This window comes from Sphingomonas albertensis (genome assembly GCF_014358075.1).
In the GTDB taxonomy this organism is placed as follows: Bacteria; Pseudomonadota; Alphaproteobacteria; order Sphingomonadales; family Sphingomonadaceae; genus Sphingomonas; species Sphingomonas albertensis.
In genome coordinates, this window is record NZ_JACONT010000032.1 from 33,110 (window position 1) to 47,869 (window position 14,760).

Below are 14,760 nucleotides of genomic sequence, written 5' to 3' on the forward strand. Positions count from 1 at the left end.
GCTGGCTCTGAAGCTCTGCTGCTCTTAAGCTCTCGTGCTTCCGGGACTCTGCCAGGACCGCAACCGCAACCGCAACCGCAACCGCAACCGCAACCGCAACCGCAACCGCAACCGCAACCGCAACCGCAACCAGATATCCCCACCAACCCCGCCCGTCACCCCAGAGAAAGCTGGGGTCTCCTGGTTCGGATTGCCCGCTCGCCAACCGGGATACCCCAGCTTTCGCTGGGGTGACGGAGTGCGGCGGGGATTGAGGTTCGAAACTTGCGGGATTCGAAACCAGCGGGGTTCGAATCTGGCGGGGTAAGTCTCACGCCTCATCGACCCGCTATCGTCATCGTGCCGCGTAACGATTAGGGCGGCGCGATGATGTTTGCCGACCAGGAACGAGACCTCGCCACGCTGGCCGCCGCCGACCGGTACCGATCGCTCCGACCGCGTACCGGGGTCGACTTCGCCTCGAACGACTATCTCGGGCTCGCCGGATCGGACCGTCTGCGGGCTGCGATGATCGAGGCCTTGGCGCGCGGCGTGCCAGTCGGCTCGGGCGGCTCGCGGTTGTTACGAGGGAATGCGCCCGAGCATGAGGCGCTGGAGGCGGATGCGGCGCGGTTTTTCGGCACCGAGGCGGCGCTGTTCTTCGCCAGCGGTTACATCGCCAACACGATCCTGTTCGCAACGCTGCCGCAGCGCGGTGACCTAATCGTCCACGACGCCCTGATCCATGCGAGCGCGCACGAAGGCATGCGGCTGACCCGGGCGACCTGCGTAAGTGCTGAACACAACGACCCAAGCGCGTTCGAAGACGCAATCGCCACCTGGCGCAAGGCTGGCGGCAAGGGCCGCGTGTGGATAGCGGTCGAAAGCCTCTACAGCATGGATGGCGACCGCGCGCCGCTCGCCGATCTCGCGCGGGTAGCGGACCGCCATGACGCCGTTCTCCTGATCGACGAGGCGCACGCCACCGGCGTGTTCGGCACCGATGGCCGGGGCCTCGCCGAAGGGCTCGACGGACGCGACAACGTCATCACCTTGCGCACCTGCGGCAAGGCGCTCGGCTGCGAGGGCGCATTGCTCTGCGGGCCGGCGGTCATGCGCGCGTTCATCGTCAATCGCGGGCGCGGGTTCATTTTCTCGACCGCACCGTCGCCACTGATGGCGCTGGCGGTCGGCGAGGCGTTGCGGATCATGGCGGAAGAACCGGCGCGGCGGGAGCGGCTCTGGGATCTCGTCGCAACGGCGGAGCGGGTGCTGGCGCCGTACGGCGTCGCGGCGACCGGGTCGCAGATCCTGCCGCTGATACTCGGCGATGCCGCGCGGACGATGCACGTCGCCGCCGCTATTCAGGCGGCCGGGTTCGACGTCCGCGGCATACGGCCGCCGACCGTGCCCGACGGTACGTCGCGGTTGCGGATATCGTTGACGCTGAACGCCACTGCGGCGGATATCGAGGCTTTGGGAACGGTATTGAGAGAGGCGCTGCAATGACGATCGTGGTCACCGGAACGGACACCGATATCGGCAAGACCGTGTTCGCCGCGGGCCTGACCGCGGCGCTCGGCGCGCGCTACTGGAAGCCGGTCCAGGCGGGGCTCGCGGACGGCAGCGATGCGGCTTCGGTGGTGACCCTGGGTGTTCCCGCAGACCACGTCCTGCCCGAAGCTTACCGGCTGACCACGCCGTGCTCGCCGCATCTCGCCGCCGAGATCGACCGCGTGACGATCGATCCGGACCGGCTCGCGCTGCCCCAAGTCGAGGGCCCGCTGGTGGTCGAGGGCGCGGGCGGCGTGATGGTGCCGGTCACTCGCGACCTGATCTTCGCCGACCTGTTCGCACGGTGGGGCAAGCCGGTCGTGCTCGTCGCGCGCACCGGGCTCGGCACGATCAACCACAGCCTGTTGTCGATCGAGGCGTTGCGCAGCCGCGGCGTACCGATCCTCGGCATCGCCTTCGTCGGCGACGCGGTCGAGGATAGCGAGGCGACGATAGCGGCGCTAGGCGACGTCCGCCGGCTCGGCCGCCTGCCCCGTCTCGATCCGCTGAACGCCGCGACACTGGCCGAGGCGTTCGCCGCGAATTTCGACTTGGAGGCGTTCCGGTGACCGACTCCCCCGTCTGGCATCCCTTCACGCAGCACGGCCTGCGCGAGCCGATTCCCCTCGTCACGCATGCCGACGGCGCCGCACTCTACACATCGGATGGCCGACGGATTGTCGATGCGATCTCGTCCTGGTGGGTGACCACGCATGGCCACGCCAACCCCAGGATCATGGCGGCGATCGCAGAACAGGCGGGCAAGCTCGACCAGATCATCTTCGCCGGCTGGACGCACCAGCCTGCCGAAGACCTTGCGCGCGGCCTGACTGCGATCATGCCGCCGGACCTTACGCGGGTGTTCTTCTCGGACTCAGGCTCGACCAGCGTCGAGTGCGCGCTGAAGATGGCGCTCGGCTATTGGCTCGATCGCGGCGAGGACCGTCACCGCATCCTCGTGATGGAGCACGGCTATCACGGCGACACGATCGGCGCGATGTCGGTCGGCGCGCGCGGCGTCTACAACCGCGCCTACGCGCCGCTGCTGTTCGACGTGGGGACGATCCCCTTCCCTGCCGCCGGATGCGAACAGGCGTCGCTCGACGCGCTCGAGAAAGCCTGCGCCGAGCGCCCGGCCGCGTTCATCGTCGAGCCGCTGCTGCTGGGCGCGGGCGGCATGCACATCTATCCGGCGCACATTCTCGCCGAAATGCGCCGGATCTGCGCGGCGCACGACGTGCTGTTCATCGCCGACGAGGTGATGACCGGCTGGGGCCGCACCGGCAGCTTGCTCGCCTGCGAACAGGCCGGCGTGGTGCCCGACATCCTGTGCCTGTCGAAGGGGCTGACCGGCGGCGCGATACCGCTCGCGGTGACGATGGCGACCGAGGCGATCTACCAGGCGCATTACGGCACCGACCGCGCCCGGATGTTCTTCCACTCGTCGAGCTACACCGCCAACCCGATCGCCTGCGCCGCCGCCAACGCGAACCTCGCGATCTGGCGCGACGAACCTGTGCGCGAGCGGATCGCCGACCTCGCCGCACGCCAAGCCTCGCTGCTGGAATCCCTCGCTCGCCACCCCCGCATCGCCAACGCGCGCCAGATCGGCACCATCACCGCGGTCGAACTGCGCGGCGAGGACGGCTATCTCTCGCAGATCGGCCCACGCCTGCTCGCCTTCTTCCGTGACCGCGACCTGCTGCTCCGCCCGCTCGGCAACACCGTCTACGTCATGCCGCCTTACTGCATAGACGATGCCGATCTCGACCGAATCTACGCCGCGATCAGCGAAGCATGCGATGTGATCCGACATTGAAGCTGACGTTCTTGCTGCACTGCAGCAACAAATGATGTACGTGCGACGTTGAGATAGGATCGCGGCTGAGTACGCTTGCGACGAAAGGCTCGATTCACGTGAGAAACATCGCCGATACCATCGCCCGCATGGCGCGTGCCGGGGCACCGACGCCGCGCGACATCGCGCCGAGCCGCCTGACGCCGCTGATCGAGTTCGGGACTAACCCGGGCGCGCTGCTTGGGCACAGCTACGTGCCCAAGGACCTGCCACCGGGCGCGGCTTTGGTCGTCGTCCTGCATGGCTGCACGCAGACCGCGGCAGGCTATGATCACGGGTCGGGCTGGTCGAAGCTCGCGGACCGTGCCGGTTTCGCGCTGCTGTTTCCCGAGCAGACCCGCGCGAACAATCCCAACCTCTGCTTCAACTGGTTCGCATCGGAGGACACCGCGCAGGCTGGCGGCGAGGCGGAATCGATCGCGCAGATGAGCGAGACGATGATCGCGCGCCACGGCCTCGACCGCAGCCGCGTGTACGTCACCGGCTTGTCGGCGGGCGGCGCAATGACGGTGGCGATGCTGGCGACCCGGCCGGACCTGTTCGCGGGCGGCGCTGTAATCGGCGGGCTCGCCTACGGCACCGCGACCGGCGTGTCGCAGGCGCTCGACCGGATGCGTGGGCATGGCGACACCAGCGACGTCGCGCTGGCCGACGCGGTTCGCAGCGGCTCGCGCGGCCATGACGGGCGCTGGCCGACGCTGGCGATCTGGCACGGCGGCGCGGACGCGACGGTCAGCGTCGCGAATGCGGACACGATCGCGCGGCAATGGCGCGGCATCCACGGCGTCGACGCGACCGCGGTACGCACGGAGCGGGTTGGCACCGCGGTCCACCGGATCTGGTCGGATGCCGAGGGACGTGACGTCGTCGAGGACTGGACCGTGCCGGGCATGGGCCATGGGACGCCGATCGACCCGTTGCGCGGCGAGCGACTGGGCGCCGCTGGGCCGTTCATGCTCGACGTCGGGATTTCTAGTACGGCAGTTATTGCCAAGTCCTGGGGGCTGGTTGCGGCGGCGAAGGCGGAGACTGCGGCCAAGCCGGCGCCGGTCGAACGCGTCGCGAAGATCGCGATCCCGGTTTCGCCGAAACCCGCGGCGAAGCCTGCGTCGAAGCCTCGCGCCGAGGCGCCTACGGGGATCCAGGCGACGATCGAACACGCCCTCCGCGCTGCCGGATTGATGCGGTAGGATGCCGGAGGGTGGGGAGTTGAGTGCGCGCCAAACACCCCATCGTCATCCTGACGAAAGTCAGGACCCAGAGTAACAGCGGTGTCTTGTGTGGCTCTGGGTCCTGACTTTCGTCAGGATGACGGAGTGGCTGGAAAAACACGGGATGGTTGCGAAACCGTCGCGCGACGTCCCGGTGCGTTGCCTCGGCGGCTCACGCCACGTCAATCCTCTCCTGGCAGGGGAGGTGGCTGGCTATTGCCAGACGGAAGGGTATCGCCCTTTCGATCGCGGGTCACCCCTCCGTCGCCTGCGGCGACACCTCCCCTGACAGGGGAGAGTAAGCAGGAATAATCGACTTGCCCGTGAACCCGGGTAAAGCCAGCGCATGACGTCCACCCCGCCCCGCCCCTGGCGCACCGAATTCACCGCCACGCTGAAGCTCGCCTGGCCGCTGGTCGCGACGAACCTCGCCCAGGCGCTGGTCGGCGCGACGGACGTCGCGATGCTCGGGCGGCTCGGGCCCGACACATTGGCGGCGGCGACGCTGGGACTGAACCTGTACCTCGTCTTCCTCGTGTTCGGCATGGGGCTCACCACCGCCGCGGTGCCAATGATCGCGCGCGAGCGGGGCGCGCGGCCGTATGCGGTGCGCGATATTCGGCGGACCGTGCGGCAGACGATCTGGGTCGCCGCCACGCTCTGCCTCCCATCCTGGATCATTCTCTGGAATGCCGAGGCGATTCTCGTCCACCTGCTCGACCAGGACCCGCTGCTCGCGCACGACGCCGCGCGGTTCGTCCGCGCAGTGATGTGGGGGATGCTGCCGAGCCTCGCCTTCCTCGTGCTGCGCGCGTTCGTCGCCGCGCTCGAACGGCCGGGCTGGTCGCTGGTGGTGATGGTCGGGCTGCTGGTGGTCAACGCCGCGCTCAACTGGCTGTTGATCTTCGGCCATGCGGGCCTCCCCGCGCTCGGTATTCTCGGCTCGGGGATGGCGAGCAGCATCGCCAACGGCCTCAGCTTCGTCGCGATGGCCGCCGTCGTCATCTACGCAAGGCCGTTCCGCCGCTATCGCCTGCTCGGCCGGTTCTGGCGCGCCGACTGGCCGCGATACCGCGCGGTCTGGACGCTCGGCCTGCCGATCGCGATCACGCTCGGGTTCGAATCCACCGTGTTCATCGCCGCGGTGTTCCTGATGGGGTTGCTCGGCACCGTCCCGCTCGCCGCGCACGCGATCGCGATCCAGATCGCAAGCGTCACCTTCATGGTCCCGCTCGGCATCGCGCAAGCCGCCACCGTCCGCGTCGGGCTCGCCTCCGGACGCGGCGACCGCGCCGGCATAGGACGCGCCGGCTGGGCGGCGTTCGCGATCGGCGAAAGCTTCATGGTGCTGACGGCGGCACTGCTCGTCCTCGCCCCGCAACTGCTGATCGGCATCATCCTCGACGTCGATGCACCCGCCAATGCGCCCGTCGTCGCACTGGCGATCTCGCTGCTCGCGGTCGCCGCGGTGTTCCAGGTGGTCGATGGCGCACAGGTGATCGGCGCGGGGATGTTGCGCGGGCTGGGCGATACCAAGGTGCCGATGATCTTCGCCGCTATCGGCTATTGGGGGATCGGCATCGGTGTCGGCGCATGGCTCGCATTCGGGCGCGACTGGGGCGGGGTCGGCATCTGGACAGGGCTGGCGGCCGGACTGGCGGTGGTTTCGGTGCTGATGATCGCCCGGTGGCAGGCGCGCGAACGACTTGGCCTCGGCTAAGGCTCGCTTGGCCTCTTTATCCGATATTACTGATACATAGCAGCTCAGACGTGTTAACGTGTGTTACACTACTGGAGCCTGACATATGCCTGATCAAGACCGCATCGTCGCGATCGGGTTGCTCACGCAGCGCGACGTTTTCGCGCTCGGCCACGATCTGTCGCGGGTCTATCCGATCGACGAGGTGCCGTGCTTCGGCAGCCTGCTCTGTGCGATCGACGATGCCGATCGCGCGTTCCACCGCGCCCGCGATGCACGCCAGCTTGCCAATCCTGTCCAACCCAGCGCAACCTCGCTGGCATAGCGGCGTTCGAGATCCGCTGGCGAGATCCGCTGGCCTCCTGCGGAGATCGATCATGACGCTGCCTACCGAATTGCTGCTGCTCGGCTGGTCGACGGTCCTACTGTTCGCCTATGTGATGATCCAGGGCCAGACCGCGACGCGCGACCGCGGGCTCGACTGGAATGCCGGCCCGCGCGACGGCGAGCAGAAGCCGCTCGGCGAGATGGCAGGCCGCGCCGAGCGCGCGCTGAAGAATTTCCAGGAAACCTATCCGGTCTTCGTCGCGCTCGCGCTAGGGCTGGCCGTTACCGATCGCACCGGCGGCATCGGTGCGATCGGTGCGTGGCTCTGGTTCGGCGCGCGGATCGCCTACATCCCGCTGTACCTGTTCGGGGTCAAATATATCCGCAGCCTGTGCTGGATGGTGTCGATCCTCGGCCTGTTGCTGATGCTGATCCGCTTCCTCTGAGGGTCAGCCTCGCCCCGGCTTGTCTCAAAGCGTGCGGATGATCGCCGAGAAGTCGAGGCTCCCCTGCCCGGCCTCGGCGAACGCCTCGTAGCGCTCGGCAGCCTTCGCGCCCATCGGCGTATCCGCGCCGACATCCTGCGCCGCCGCCATCGCGAGCCGCAGGTCCTTCAACATCAGCGCCGCCGCGAACCCGCCCTGATAGTCGTGATCGGCAGGCGTATCGGGACCGATCCCCGGCAGCGGCGCGTAGGTGGTCATCGACCAGCTCTGGCCCGACGACACGCTCGCGATGTCGTAGAATGCCTGCGCATCGAGCCCAAGTTTCTCTGCCAGCACGAACGCCTCGCAGGTCGCGATCATCGTCGCGCCGAGGATCATGTTGTTGCAGATCTTTGCCGCCTGCCCCGCGCCGTTCGCGCCCGCGTGGATGACGGCCTTGCCCATGTCCGCGAGGATGGGCTGAGCCCGGTCGAACGCCTCGGCCGAACCACCGACCATGAAGGTGAGCGTGCCAGCATTGGCCGCGCCGATCCCGCCCGACACCGGCGCATCGACCGCGACAAGTCCCTTGGCCTGCGCGGCTTCGGCGACCTGCTTGGCGGTGGCGACGTCGATCGTCGAACAGTCGATCAGGATCGCGGACGCCGGGGTAACGCCGAACAGCGCATCATAGACCTCGGCGACATGCTTGCCCGCCGGCAGCATCGTCACGATCGCCTCGGCGCCGTCCGCAGCCTCGGCAGCGGATGCGACGGGGAGGCAGCCGGCGGTCTTCGCCTTGTCCAGCGCGTCCGCGCTCAAGTCGAACGCACGAACGTCGTGGCCCTTCTTGGCGAGGTTCGCCGCCATCCCGCCGCCCATGTTGCCGAGCCCGATAAATGCGATCCGTGCCATGTTCTCTCTCCTGATTCTGCTCCCCTCCCGTTCACGGGAGGGGTTGGGGGAGGGCAGTGCCGCAATCACATCGTCGGCAATCCGGGCACGCCCCTCCCCTGACCCCTCCCGCAAGCGGGAGGGGAAATTGGCTTACTTCCCCGTCCAGGTCCCGGCGCGCTTCTCGACAAACGCCGCCATGCCTTCGCTCTGGTCCGCCGTCCCGAACAGCCCGTGGAACAGCCGCCGCTCGAACTGCACACCCATCGCGAGCCCCGTCTCGAACGCGGCGTTGACCATTTCCTTGTTCGCCAGCACCGCCAGCGGTGCCATCGCGGCGATCGTGGTCGCCGTCTTCACCGCCTCGTCGACCAGTTCGTCCGCCGGCACGATCCGCGAGACAAGGCCTGCCCGCTCCGCTTCGGCGGCGTCCATCATCCGCCCGGTCAGGCACATCTCCATCGCCTTGGCCTTGCCGACGGCGCGCGTGAGGCGCTGCGATCCGCCCATGCCCGGCGACACGGCGAGCTTGATCTCCGGCTGCCCGAACTTTGCGGTATCGGCGGCGAGGATGAAGTCGCACATCATCGCCAGCTCGCACCCGCCGCCGAGCGCATAGCCCGCGACCGCCGCGATCACGGGTTTGCGCGTCCGCGTGAAATTCTCCCAGCCGGCGAAGAAGTTGCTCGCGTACATGTCGGCGAACCCCTGCGACTGCATCTCCTTGATGTCCGCCCCCGCCGCGAAAGCCTTGGCGCTACCAGTCAGCACCGCGCACCCCTGCGACGGATCCGCATCGAACGCTGCAAACGCGGCGATCAGATCCGCCAGCACCTGCGAGTTGAGCGCATTCAGAGCCTGAGGCCGGTTCAGCGTCACGAGCGTGACGCCGTCGCGCTGCTCGACGAGGATCGTTTCGTAGGTCGCCATTCTAACTTCTCCAATTCCGTCACCCCAGCAAAAGCTGGGGTCTCATCATCATCGGGAGACCCCAGCTTTCGCTGGGGCGACGTGTTTTCTGTTCAACCCGGCGTCCATGCCTCATGCTCGGGCAACGGTGCGAAAATCTGGTCGATCACGTGATCGGTCACAGCCTCGGGCGTGGCCGGATCCCAGCGCGGCGCATTGTCCTTGTCGACGATCACCGCGCGCACGCCCTCGATGAAGTCATGCCGCTGCACGACATGCGCGCCGACGGCATATTCCTGCTTCATCTCGTCGGCAAAACTCGCCATCGCCGCACCTTCGTGGAGCAGCCGCAACGACACCTTCATCGTCTGCGGCGACTTGGTCCTCAGCGTCGCGAGCGTCTGCATCGCCCACTCGCCACCATCGGCGTCGAGCGCAGCGTAGATGTCCTCAAGCACGTCGGACGCGAACAGCCGGTCGATGTCATCCTTGCGCGCAAGGATCTTCGCGTCGGGCGCCGACGTCGCCAGCGCATCCAGCACGCCGGCAATATCCTGCGGCGTCTCCGCAATCCGCGCCTGGGCGGTCTCGAGCGCATCGCTAGCAAGAAAATGCGTGGCGAGCCCCAGCGTGAGACACTCCGCGCCATCCAGCCGATGCCCGGTCAGCGCCAGATACTGCCCGATCCTCCCGGGCAACCGCGACAGATACCAGCCGCCGCCAACATCAGGGAACAACCCGATCCCAGTCTCCGGCATCGCGAATTTCGTATTCTCCGTGGCGACGCGAAACCGGCACGGCAGCGCCAGCCCAACGCCGCCGCCCATCGTGATCCCGTCCATGAACGCGACGATCGGCTTGGCATAGGTAAATAGCCGATGGTTCATCCGATACTCGGCATGAAAGAACGCGCGCGCCTCGACGCCGTCGGTCGCCCCCGAGGCGGCGAGCATGCGGATATCGCCGCCAGCACAGAACCCACGCCCCTCGGCATGATCCACCACGATCGCCTCGACGGAAGGATCGCCCCGCCATGTCTCAAGCGCTTCTAGCACACCTTCGCACATGCCGAGATTGAGCGCGTGAAGGGCTTTTGGACGGTTTAGTCTAATCCGGCCGACAGGCCCTTCACTTTCGACGATCAGATCATCGGTCACGCGTTCACCTCCCGAACACCATCTCCGCGCCTCCGCGTCTCCGCGTGAATCAAGAATTTTTTCACGCGGAGACGCGGAGACGCGGAGCAGAAAGATTGAGCAAAGCTGCGCGGACTCATTGCCGCGTCAGTTCGCGACCGACGATCATCCGCATCACCTGGTTGGTGCCCTCGAGAATCGAATGCACGCGCAGGTCGCGCCAGAAGCGTTCGATCGGGTAGTCCTGCAGATACCCGTACCCGCCGTGCAGCTGCAACGCGCGATCCACCACCGAAGACCCCGTATCCGTCGCAAGCCGCTTCGCCATCGCCGCGAACTTGGTCTTGTCGGGCGCGTTCGCCGTCACCTTGGCCGCCGCCATGTAGAGCAGCGCGCGCGCCGCTTCGAGTTCGGTCGCCATGTCCGCCAACATGAACTGCGTGTTCTGGAAATCGGCGATCGCCTTCCCGAACTGCTTGCGGTCGCGGGTGTACGCGATCGCCTCGTCGAGACACCGCTGCGCGCCGCCGAGCGAGCAAGCGCCGATGTTCAGCCGCCCGCCATCGAGCCCCATCATCGCGATCCGGAAGCCCTCACCCTCCCCGCCGACCATGTTCGCCGCCGGCACACGGACGCCGTCGAAGATTACCTGTCGCGTCGGCTGCGAATGCCAGCCGAGTTTCTTCTCGTTCGCGCCGAACGACACGCCCGGCATGTCCTTCTCGATCACCAGGCACGAGATGCCCTTGGGCCCATCCTCACCGGTGCGGACCATCGTCACGTACACCTCGTTCTCGCCCGCACCCGAGATGAACTGCTTCGAGCCCGTCACTATCCAGTCGTCGCCGTCGCGCACGGCGCGCGTCTTGAGCGCAGCCGCGTCGGAGCCCGAGCCCGGCTCGGTCAGGCAATAGCTCGCCAGCCGGTCCATCGTCACCAGATCGGGGAGATACTTGTCCTTGACGCCCTGCGAGCCAAACCGGTCGATCATCCACGCCGCCATATTGTGGATGCTGATGAACGCAGACGTCGAAGGACACCCGTAGGACATCGCCTCCATGATCAGCGCCGCCTCGAGCCGCCCGAGCGCGATCCCACCGCTCTCCTCGCTGACATAGATCGCCGCGAACCCAAGCTCGGCCGCCGCCTTGATCGTATCGCGCGGGAAGATGTGCTTCTCGTCCCACTCAGCCGCATGCGGCGTGATCCGATCGGCGGTGAACCTGCGCGCCAACTCCTGGATCTCGCGCTGGTCGTCGGTGAGGTCGAACTGGTTGGTCATCGGACTTTCCTGAATCGTCATACTGCTTCCGTCATACTGGGCTTGACCCAGTATCCAGAGCGGCGAATGCTCACGCTCGTGGCCCTGGATCCTGACTTTCGTCAGGATGACGGGGTGGGGGAATGATATGGCTAGGCAACCCGCGGTCTATATCATGGCGAGCTGGCGCAACGGAACGCTGTACATCGGCGTCACTTCCGACCTGATGGCGCGGATCGTTCAGCATCGCGACGGCGCGTTCGCTGGGTTCACAAAGCGATACGCGGTCAACCGGCTGGTGTGGTTCGCAATGGCCGACACGATGGAGGCAGCGATCACGCGCGAGAAGCAGCTCAAGGTCTGGAAGCGCTCGTGGAAGATCGAGCTTATTGAGACCGACAATCCTACGTGGCGCGATCTGGCCGAAGACTGGGGTTTCGATCCCCTCCCGTCATCCTGACGAAAGTCAGGATCCAGAGCCAAAAGCGTCGCGCTCCGTAACGCTGGATCCTGGATCAAGTCCAGGATGACGGGATCCGGGGACGGCAAACCGTTCACCCCATCGTCGGAATGACGAACGCGTCGTTGTTGCGCGCCGGACCGCCATCCTCGGCCATCGCCGGCAACGCAGACCCATCCGGCCAGCGTTGCGTGATCGTCTTGACCTTGGTCCAGAACTTCACGCCCTCCATGCCGTGCTGGTTGGTGTCACCGAACGCGCTGCGCTTCCAGCCGCCGAACGTGTGATACGCGACCGGCACCGGGATCGGCACGTTGATGCCGACCATGCCGACGTTCACCCGCGCCGCAAACTCGCGCGCCGCGTGCCCGTTGCGCGTGAAGATCGCGACACCGTTGCCGTATTGATGCTCGCTCGGCAGGCGCACCGCCTCCTCGAAATTGGCGGCGCGGACGATCTGGAGGACGGGTCCGAAGATCTCCTCTTTGTACGCCGACATGCTCGTGGTGACGTGATCGAACAGCGAAGGCCCGATGAAGAAGCCCTTCTCATGCCCCTGCAATGCAAACCCGCGCCCGTCGACGACCAGTTCCGCGCCCTCGTCGACGCCGGTCTGGATCCAGTTCTCGATCCGCGTGCGATGCGCCGCATTCACTACAGGCCCGTAATGCGCGTCGTTGTCGGTCGACACACCCACGCGCAGCGCAGCGATCGCCGGGATCAGCTTCTCGCGCAGCGCGATGGCGGTCTTCTCGCCGACCGGCACCACCACCGGCAGCGCCATGCAGCGCTCGCCCGCGCTCCCGAACGCCGCGCCTGACAGGTCTGCGACGACCTGGTCGAGGTCCGCATCCGGCATGACGATACCGTGGTTCTTCGCGCCGCCCATCGCCTGGACGCGCTTGCCCGCCTCGACGCCGCGACGATACACGTAATGCGCGATGTCGGACGAGCCAACGAAGCTCACCGCGCTGATCGCCGGATGATCGAGGATCGCGTCGACCATCTCCTTGTCGCCGTGGACGACCTGGAAGATGCCCTCGGGCAGCCCCGCCTCTACGAACAGCTCGCCCAGCCGCACCGGCACCGAAGGATCGCGCTCGGACGGCTTGAGGATGAACGCGTTACCCGTGGCGATAGCGACGCCCGACATCCACAAAGGGATCATCGCCGGGAAATTGAACGGCGTGATCCCCGCGCCGATGCCGAGCGGCTGGCGCATCGAATAGACGTCGATCCCCGGCCCGGCGCCCTGCGTGTATTCGCCCTTGAGGATGTGCGGGATGCCGCAGCAGAACTCGATCACCTCGAGCCCGCGCTGGATGTCGCCCTTGGAATCCGCGATCACCTTGCCGTGCTCGGACGAGAGCAGCCGCGCGAGCTCGTCCATGTTCACTTCGACGAGCCGCTTGAACTCGAACATCACGCGGGCGCGGCGCTGCGGATTGGTCGCCGCCCAAGCGGGCTGCGCCTTCTGGGCGGCCGCGACCGCACGGTCCAGATCAGCGGCACCCGACAAGCGTACCCGCGCCTGCACGTCGCCCGAATTCGGGTCGAACACGTCGCCGAAGCGCTCCGCTGTGCTGGCCGCACCGCTCACGAAATTCTCGATCGTCCGCATGGGCATCCTCTTCTAGTTGCGCGCATCGTCCGCCATAAGCGTTTCGCAGCCAAGTGGGGCTGTTTGCAGATTCGCTCTGCAGATATGCAGCATGGGACGAAGCGTTCATGGACTGGGACGACGTTCGATATTTCCTGGCGCTGGCGCGCACGCACCGACTTGGACCCGCAGCAAAAATGCTGGCGCAGGACGCGACCACGGTGTCACGGCGCCTGCAACGGCTCGAGCGGCGACTCCAGACCACGTTGTTCGAACAAACGGTGGCCGGCTACGCGCTGACCGAGCGCGGCGCAGCGCTGCTCGCACATGCCGAGACTATGGAGGCGTCCGCGCTCGGCATCCAGGAAGTGGTCGGCAACGACGCGGGCGTGCTCGCGGGACCGATCCGGTTGAGCGTCTCGGAAGGCTTCGGCAGCCGTATCCTCGCGCCCCGGCTCGCGTCGTTCACCAACCAGCATCCGCGGATCGCCGTCGACCTGATCGCATCGACCGGGTTCCTCAATCCGTCGCGGCGCGAGGCGGATATTGCGGTGATGCTCGCACGACCCAAAAGCGGGCCGCTGGTTGCCCGGAAGCTCACCGACTATCACCTTGGCCTCTACGCGCATCCCGATCACTTCGCGAGGACCGGGCCGATCGCGACGACCACGGATCTGATGCGTCACCGGCTGATCGGCTACGTCCCCGACATGATCTATGCCCCCGAACTCCGCTATCTGGCGGAGATCGACGGCCGTCTCGACGCCTCGATCCGCAGTTCGAGCATCGTCGCGCAGGCCGAGCTGATCGCCGCGGGGGCGGGGTGCGGAATCCTGCCGTGTTTCATCGGCGACCGGATGCCGGGGCTGGTCCGCGTGCTGCCCGAAGCGGTGGACATCGCGCGCTCGTTCTGGCTCGTCGTCCACCGCGACGTCCGCCGGATCGCGCGGATCGACCGGTTCATCGCCTGGCTGGACGCGACCATAGGCGAGTTGAAGCCGCTGATGCTGGGTGCCGCTCCCCAGCCGACCGGCCCATCGATTGCCGCGCCGCAGTGAGCCCCGTATAGCGCGCGCCGCGGCGACATCCTGTTCGTCCGGAGGAACAGCGTGATCCCGACCCTCTACCACAAGATGATCGACTGGATCGGCGACGGCACGGGGCTGCCCGACACGATCCTGCACATCCATGCCGGGATGCTGTTGCTGATGATCGCGCGGCTCATCACGCGCCGCTCGTTCGGCACGTTCATCCCGTGGTGGGTGGTGGTCGCAGGCGAGGCGTTCAACGAGATCATGGACCGCATGACCTTCGGGTCGTGGCGGTGGGAGGATACCTCGCTCGATATCGTCAACACGCTGCTGTGGCCGACGGTGATCTGTGTCGGCGTGAGGCTGCGGCCGATGATCGGCAAGCGTCGGCGGTAGCGAGTGAGGAACGGTCGAGA

General features: G+C 66.7%; 15 protein-coding genes. 10 read left to right on the forward strand and 5 right to left on the reverse strand.

The window, feature by feature from the left end:
* The first annotated feature begins 366 nt into the window (after positions 1-366).
* The 7 genes from H8S47_RS13990 to H8S47_RS14020 all read left to right on the forward strand — a co-directional run bounded on the left by H8S47_RS13990 (position 367) and on the right by H8S47_RS14020 (position 7,074).
* Positions 367-1,488, forward strand: a complete 1,122-nt coding sequence (locus tag H8S47_RS13990) for an 8-amino-7-oxononanoate synthase (protein WP_187504444.1) — start codon at positions 367-369, stop codon at positions 1,486-1,488.
* Positions 1,485-2,102 carry a dethiobiotin synthase gene (gene bioD, locus H8S47_RS13995; protein WP_187504445.1) on the forward strand — a complete coding sequence of 206 codons (618 nt, stop codon included), beginning with the start codon at positions 1,485-1,487 and terminating at the stop codon, positions 2,100-2,102. Before H8S47_RS13990 ends, bioD begins: the two co-directional genes overlap by 4 nt.
* Positions 2,099-3,352, forward strand: coding sequence for an adenosylmethionine--8-amino-7-oxononanoate transaminase (locus H8S47_RS14000; RefSeq protein ID WP_187504446.1), 1,254 nt, complete (start codon positions 2,099-2,101; stop codon positions 3,350-3,352). Before bioD ends, H8S47_RS14000 begins: the two co-directional genes overlap by 4 nt.
* Before the next feature lie 98 nt (positions 3,353-3,450).
* Positions 3,451-4,581, forward strand: a complete 1,131-nt coding sequence (locus H8S47_RS14005) for an extracellular catalytic domain type 1 short-chain-length polyhydroxyalkanoate depolymerase (RefSeq protein WP_187504447.1) — start codon at positions 3,451-3,453, stop codon at positions 4,579-4,581.
* A gap of 367 nt (positions 4,582-4,948) precedes the next feature.
* Complete coding sequence (locus H8S47_RS14010) at positions 4,949-6,322, forward strand: MATE family efflux transporter (protein ID WP_187504448.1); 1,374 nt, start codon at positions 4,949-4,951, stop codon at positions 6,320-6,322.
* An 85-nt stretch (positions 6,323-6,407) separates the two neighbouring features.
* Positions 6,408-6,626, forward strand: coding sequence for a hypothetical protein (locus H8S47_RS14015; RefSeq protein ID WP_187504449.1), 219 nt, complete (start codon positions 6,408-6,410; stop codon positions 6,624-6,626).
* Positions 6,627-6,678: 52 nt separating this feature from the next.
* Positions 6,679-7,074: an MAPEG family protein gene (locus H8S47_RS14020; RefSeq protein ID WP_187504450.1), complete on the forward strand. Its 396-nt coding sequence runs from the start codon at positions 6,679-6,681 to the stop codon at positions 7,072-7,074.
* A 24-nt stretch (positions 7,075-7,098) separates the two neighbouring features.
* On the opposite strand, the gene mmsB is transcribed toward H8S47_RS14020, so the two are convergent.
* The 4 genes from mmsB to H8S47_RS14040 all read right to left on the reverse strand — a co-directional run bounded on the left by mmsB (position 7,099) and on the right by H8S47_RS14040 (position 11,274).
* Positions 7,099-7,968, reverse strand: a complete 870-nt coding sequence (mmsB, locus tag H8S47_RS14025) for a 3-hydroxyisobutyrate dehydrogenase (protein ID WP_187504451.1) — start codon at positions 7,966-7,968, stop codon at positions 7,099-7,101.
* Between the two features lie 132 nt (positions 7,969-8,100).
* A complete protein-coding gene (locus tag H8S47_RS14030) occupies positions 8,101-8,877 on the reverse strand; it encodes an enoyl-CoA hydratase (protein WP_187504452.1) in 777 nt (258 codons plus the stop codon).
* A gap of 92 nt (positions 8,878-8,969) precedes the next feature.
* A complete protein-coding gene (locus H8S47_RS14035; protein WP_187504453.1) occupies positions 8,970-10,013 on the reverse strand; it encodes an enoyl-CoA hydratase/isomerase family protein in 1,044 nt (347 codons plus the stop codon).
* A gap of 115 nt (positions 10,014-10,128) precedes the next feature.
* Positions 10,129-11,274 carry an acyl-CoA dehydrogenase family protein gene (locus tag H8S47_RS14040; RefSeq protein ID WP_187504454.1) on the reverse strand — a complete coding sequence of 382 codons (1,146 nt, stop codon included), beginning with the start codon at positions 11,272-11,274 and terminating at the stop codon, positions 10,129-10,131.
* 127 nt (positions 11,275-11,401) lie between these two features.
* Here H8S47_RS14040 and H8S47_RS14045 point away from each other — a divergent pair, with 127 nt between their 5' ends.
* Complete coding sequence (locus H8S47_RS14045) at positions 11,402-11,713, forward strand: GIY-YIG nuclease family protein (RefSeq protein WP_187504455.1); 312 nt, start codon at positions 11,402-11,404, stop codon at positions 11,711-11,713.
* Between the two features lie 94 nt (positions 11,714-11,807).
* Here H8S47_RS14045 and H8S47_RS14050 read toward each other — a convergent pair whose 3' ends face one another.
* Entirely contained in the window at positions 11,808-13,334 is a 1,527-nt protein-coding gene (locus tag H8S47_RS14050) for a CoA-acylating methylmalonate-semialdehyde dehydrogenase (protein WP_187504456.1), read from the reverse strand.
* A 107-nt stretch (positions 13,335-13,441) separates the two neighbouring features.
* Between H8S47_RS14050 and H8S47_RS14055 the strand changes: the two genes are divergently transcribed.
* Entirely contained in the window at positions 13,442-14,371 is a 930-nt protein-coding gene (locus H8S47_RS14055) for a LysR family transcriptional regulator (protein ID WP_187504457.1), read from the forward strand.
* A gap of 51 nt (positions 14,372-14,422) precedes the next feature.
* A complete protein-coding gene (locus H8S47_RS14060) occupies positions 14,423-14,740 on the forward strand; it encodes a hypothetical protein (RefSeq protein ID WP_187504458.1) in 318 nt (105 codons plus the stop codon).
* Positions 14,741-14,760 lie beyond the last annotated feature (20 nt).

Excerpts from the sequence above, each read along its gene's own strand:
- H8S47_RS13990 (WP_187504444.1), top strand. The coding sequence starts at position 367 with ATGATGTTTGCCGACCAGGAACGAGACCTCGCCACGCTGGCCGCCGCC.
- bioD (WP_187504445.1), top strand. The coding sequence starts at position 1,485 with ATGACGATCGTGGTCACCGGAACGGACACCGATATCGGCAAGACCGTG.
- H8S47_RS14010 (WP_187504448.1), top strand. The coding sequence starts at position 4,949 with ATGACGTCCACCCCGCCCCGCCCCTGGCGCACCGAATTCACCGCCACG.
- H8S47_RS14015 (WP_187504449.1), top strand. The coding sequence starts at position 6,408 with ATGCCTGATCAAGACCGCATCGTCGCGATCGGGTTGCTCACGCAGCGC.
- H8S47_RS14020 (WP_187504450.1), top strand. The coding sequence starts at position 6,679 with ATGACGCTGCCTACCGAATTGCTGCTGCTCGGCTGGTCGACGGTCCTA.
- mmsB (WP_187504451.1), bottom strand. The coding sequence starts at position 7,968 with ATGGCACGGATCGCATTTATCGGGCTCGGCAACATGGGCGGCGGGATG.
- H8S47_RS14030 (WP_187504452.1), bottom strand. The coding sequence starts at position 8,877 with ATGGCGACCTACGAAACGATCCTCGTCGAGCAGCGCGACGGCGTCACG.
- H8S47_RS14040 (WP_187504454.1), bottom strand. The coding sequence starts at position 11,274 with ATGACCAACCAGTTCGACCTCACCGACGACCAGCGCGAGATCCAGGAG.
- H8S47_RS14045 (WP_187504455.1), top strand. The coding sequence starts at position 11,402 with ATGGCTAGGCAACCCGCGGTCTATATCATGGCGAGCTGGCGCAACGGA.
- H8S47_RS14050 (WP_187504456.1), bottom strand. The coding sequence starts at position 13,334 with ATGCGGACGATCGAGAATTTCGTGAGCGGTGCGGCCAGCACAGCGGAG.
- H8S47_RS14055 (WP_187504457.1), top strand. The coding sequence starts at position 13,442 with ATGGACTGGGACGACGTTCGATATTTCCTGGCGCTGGCGCGCACGCAC.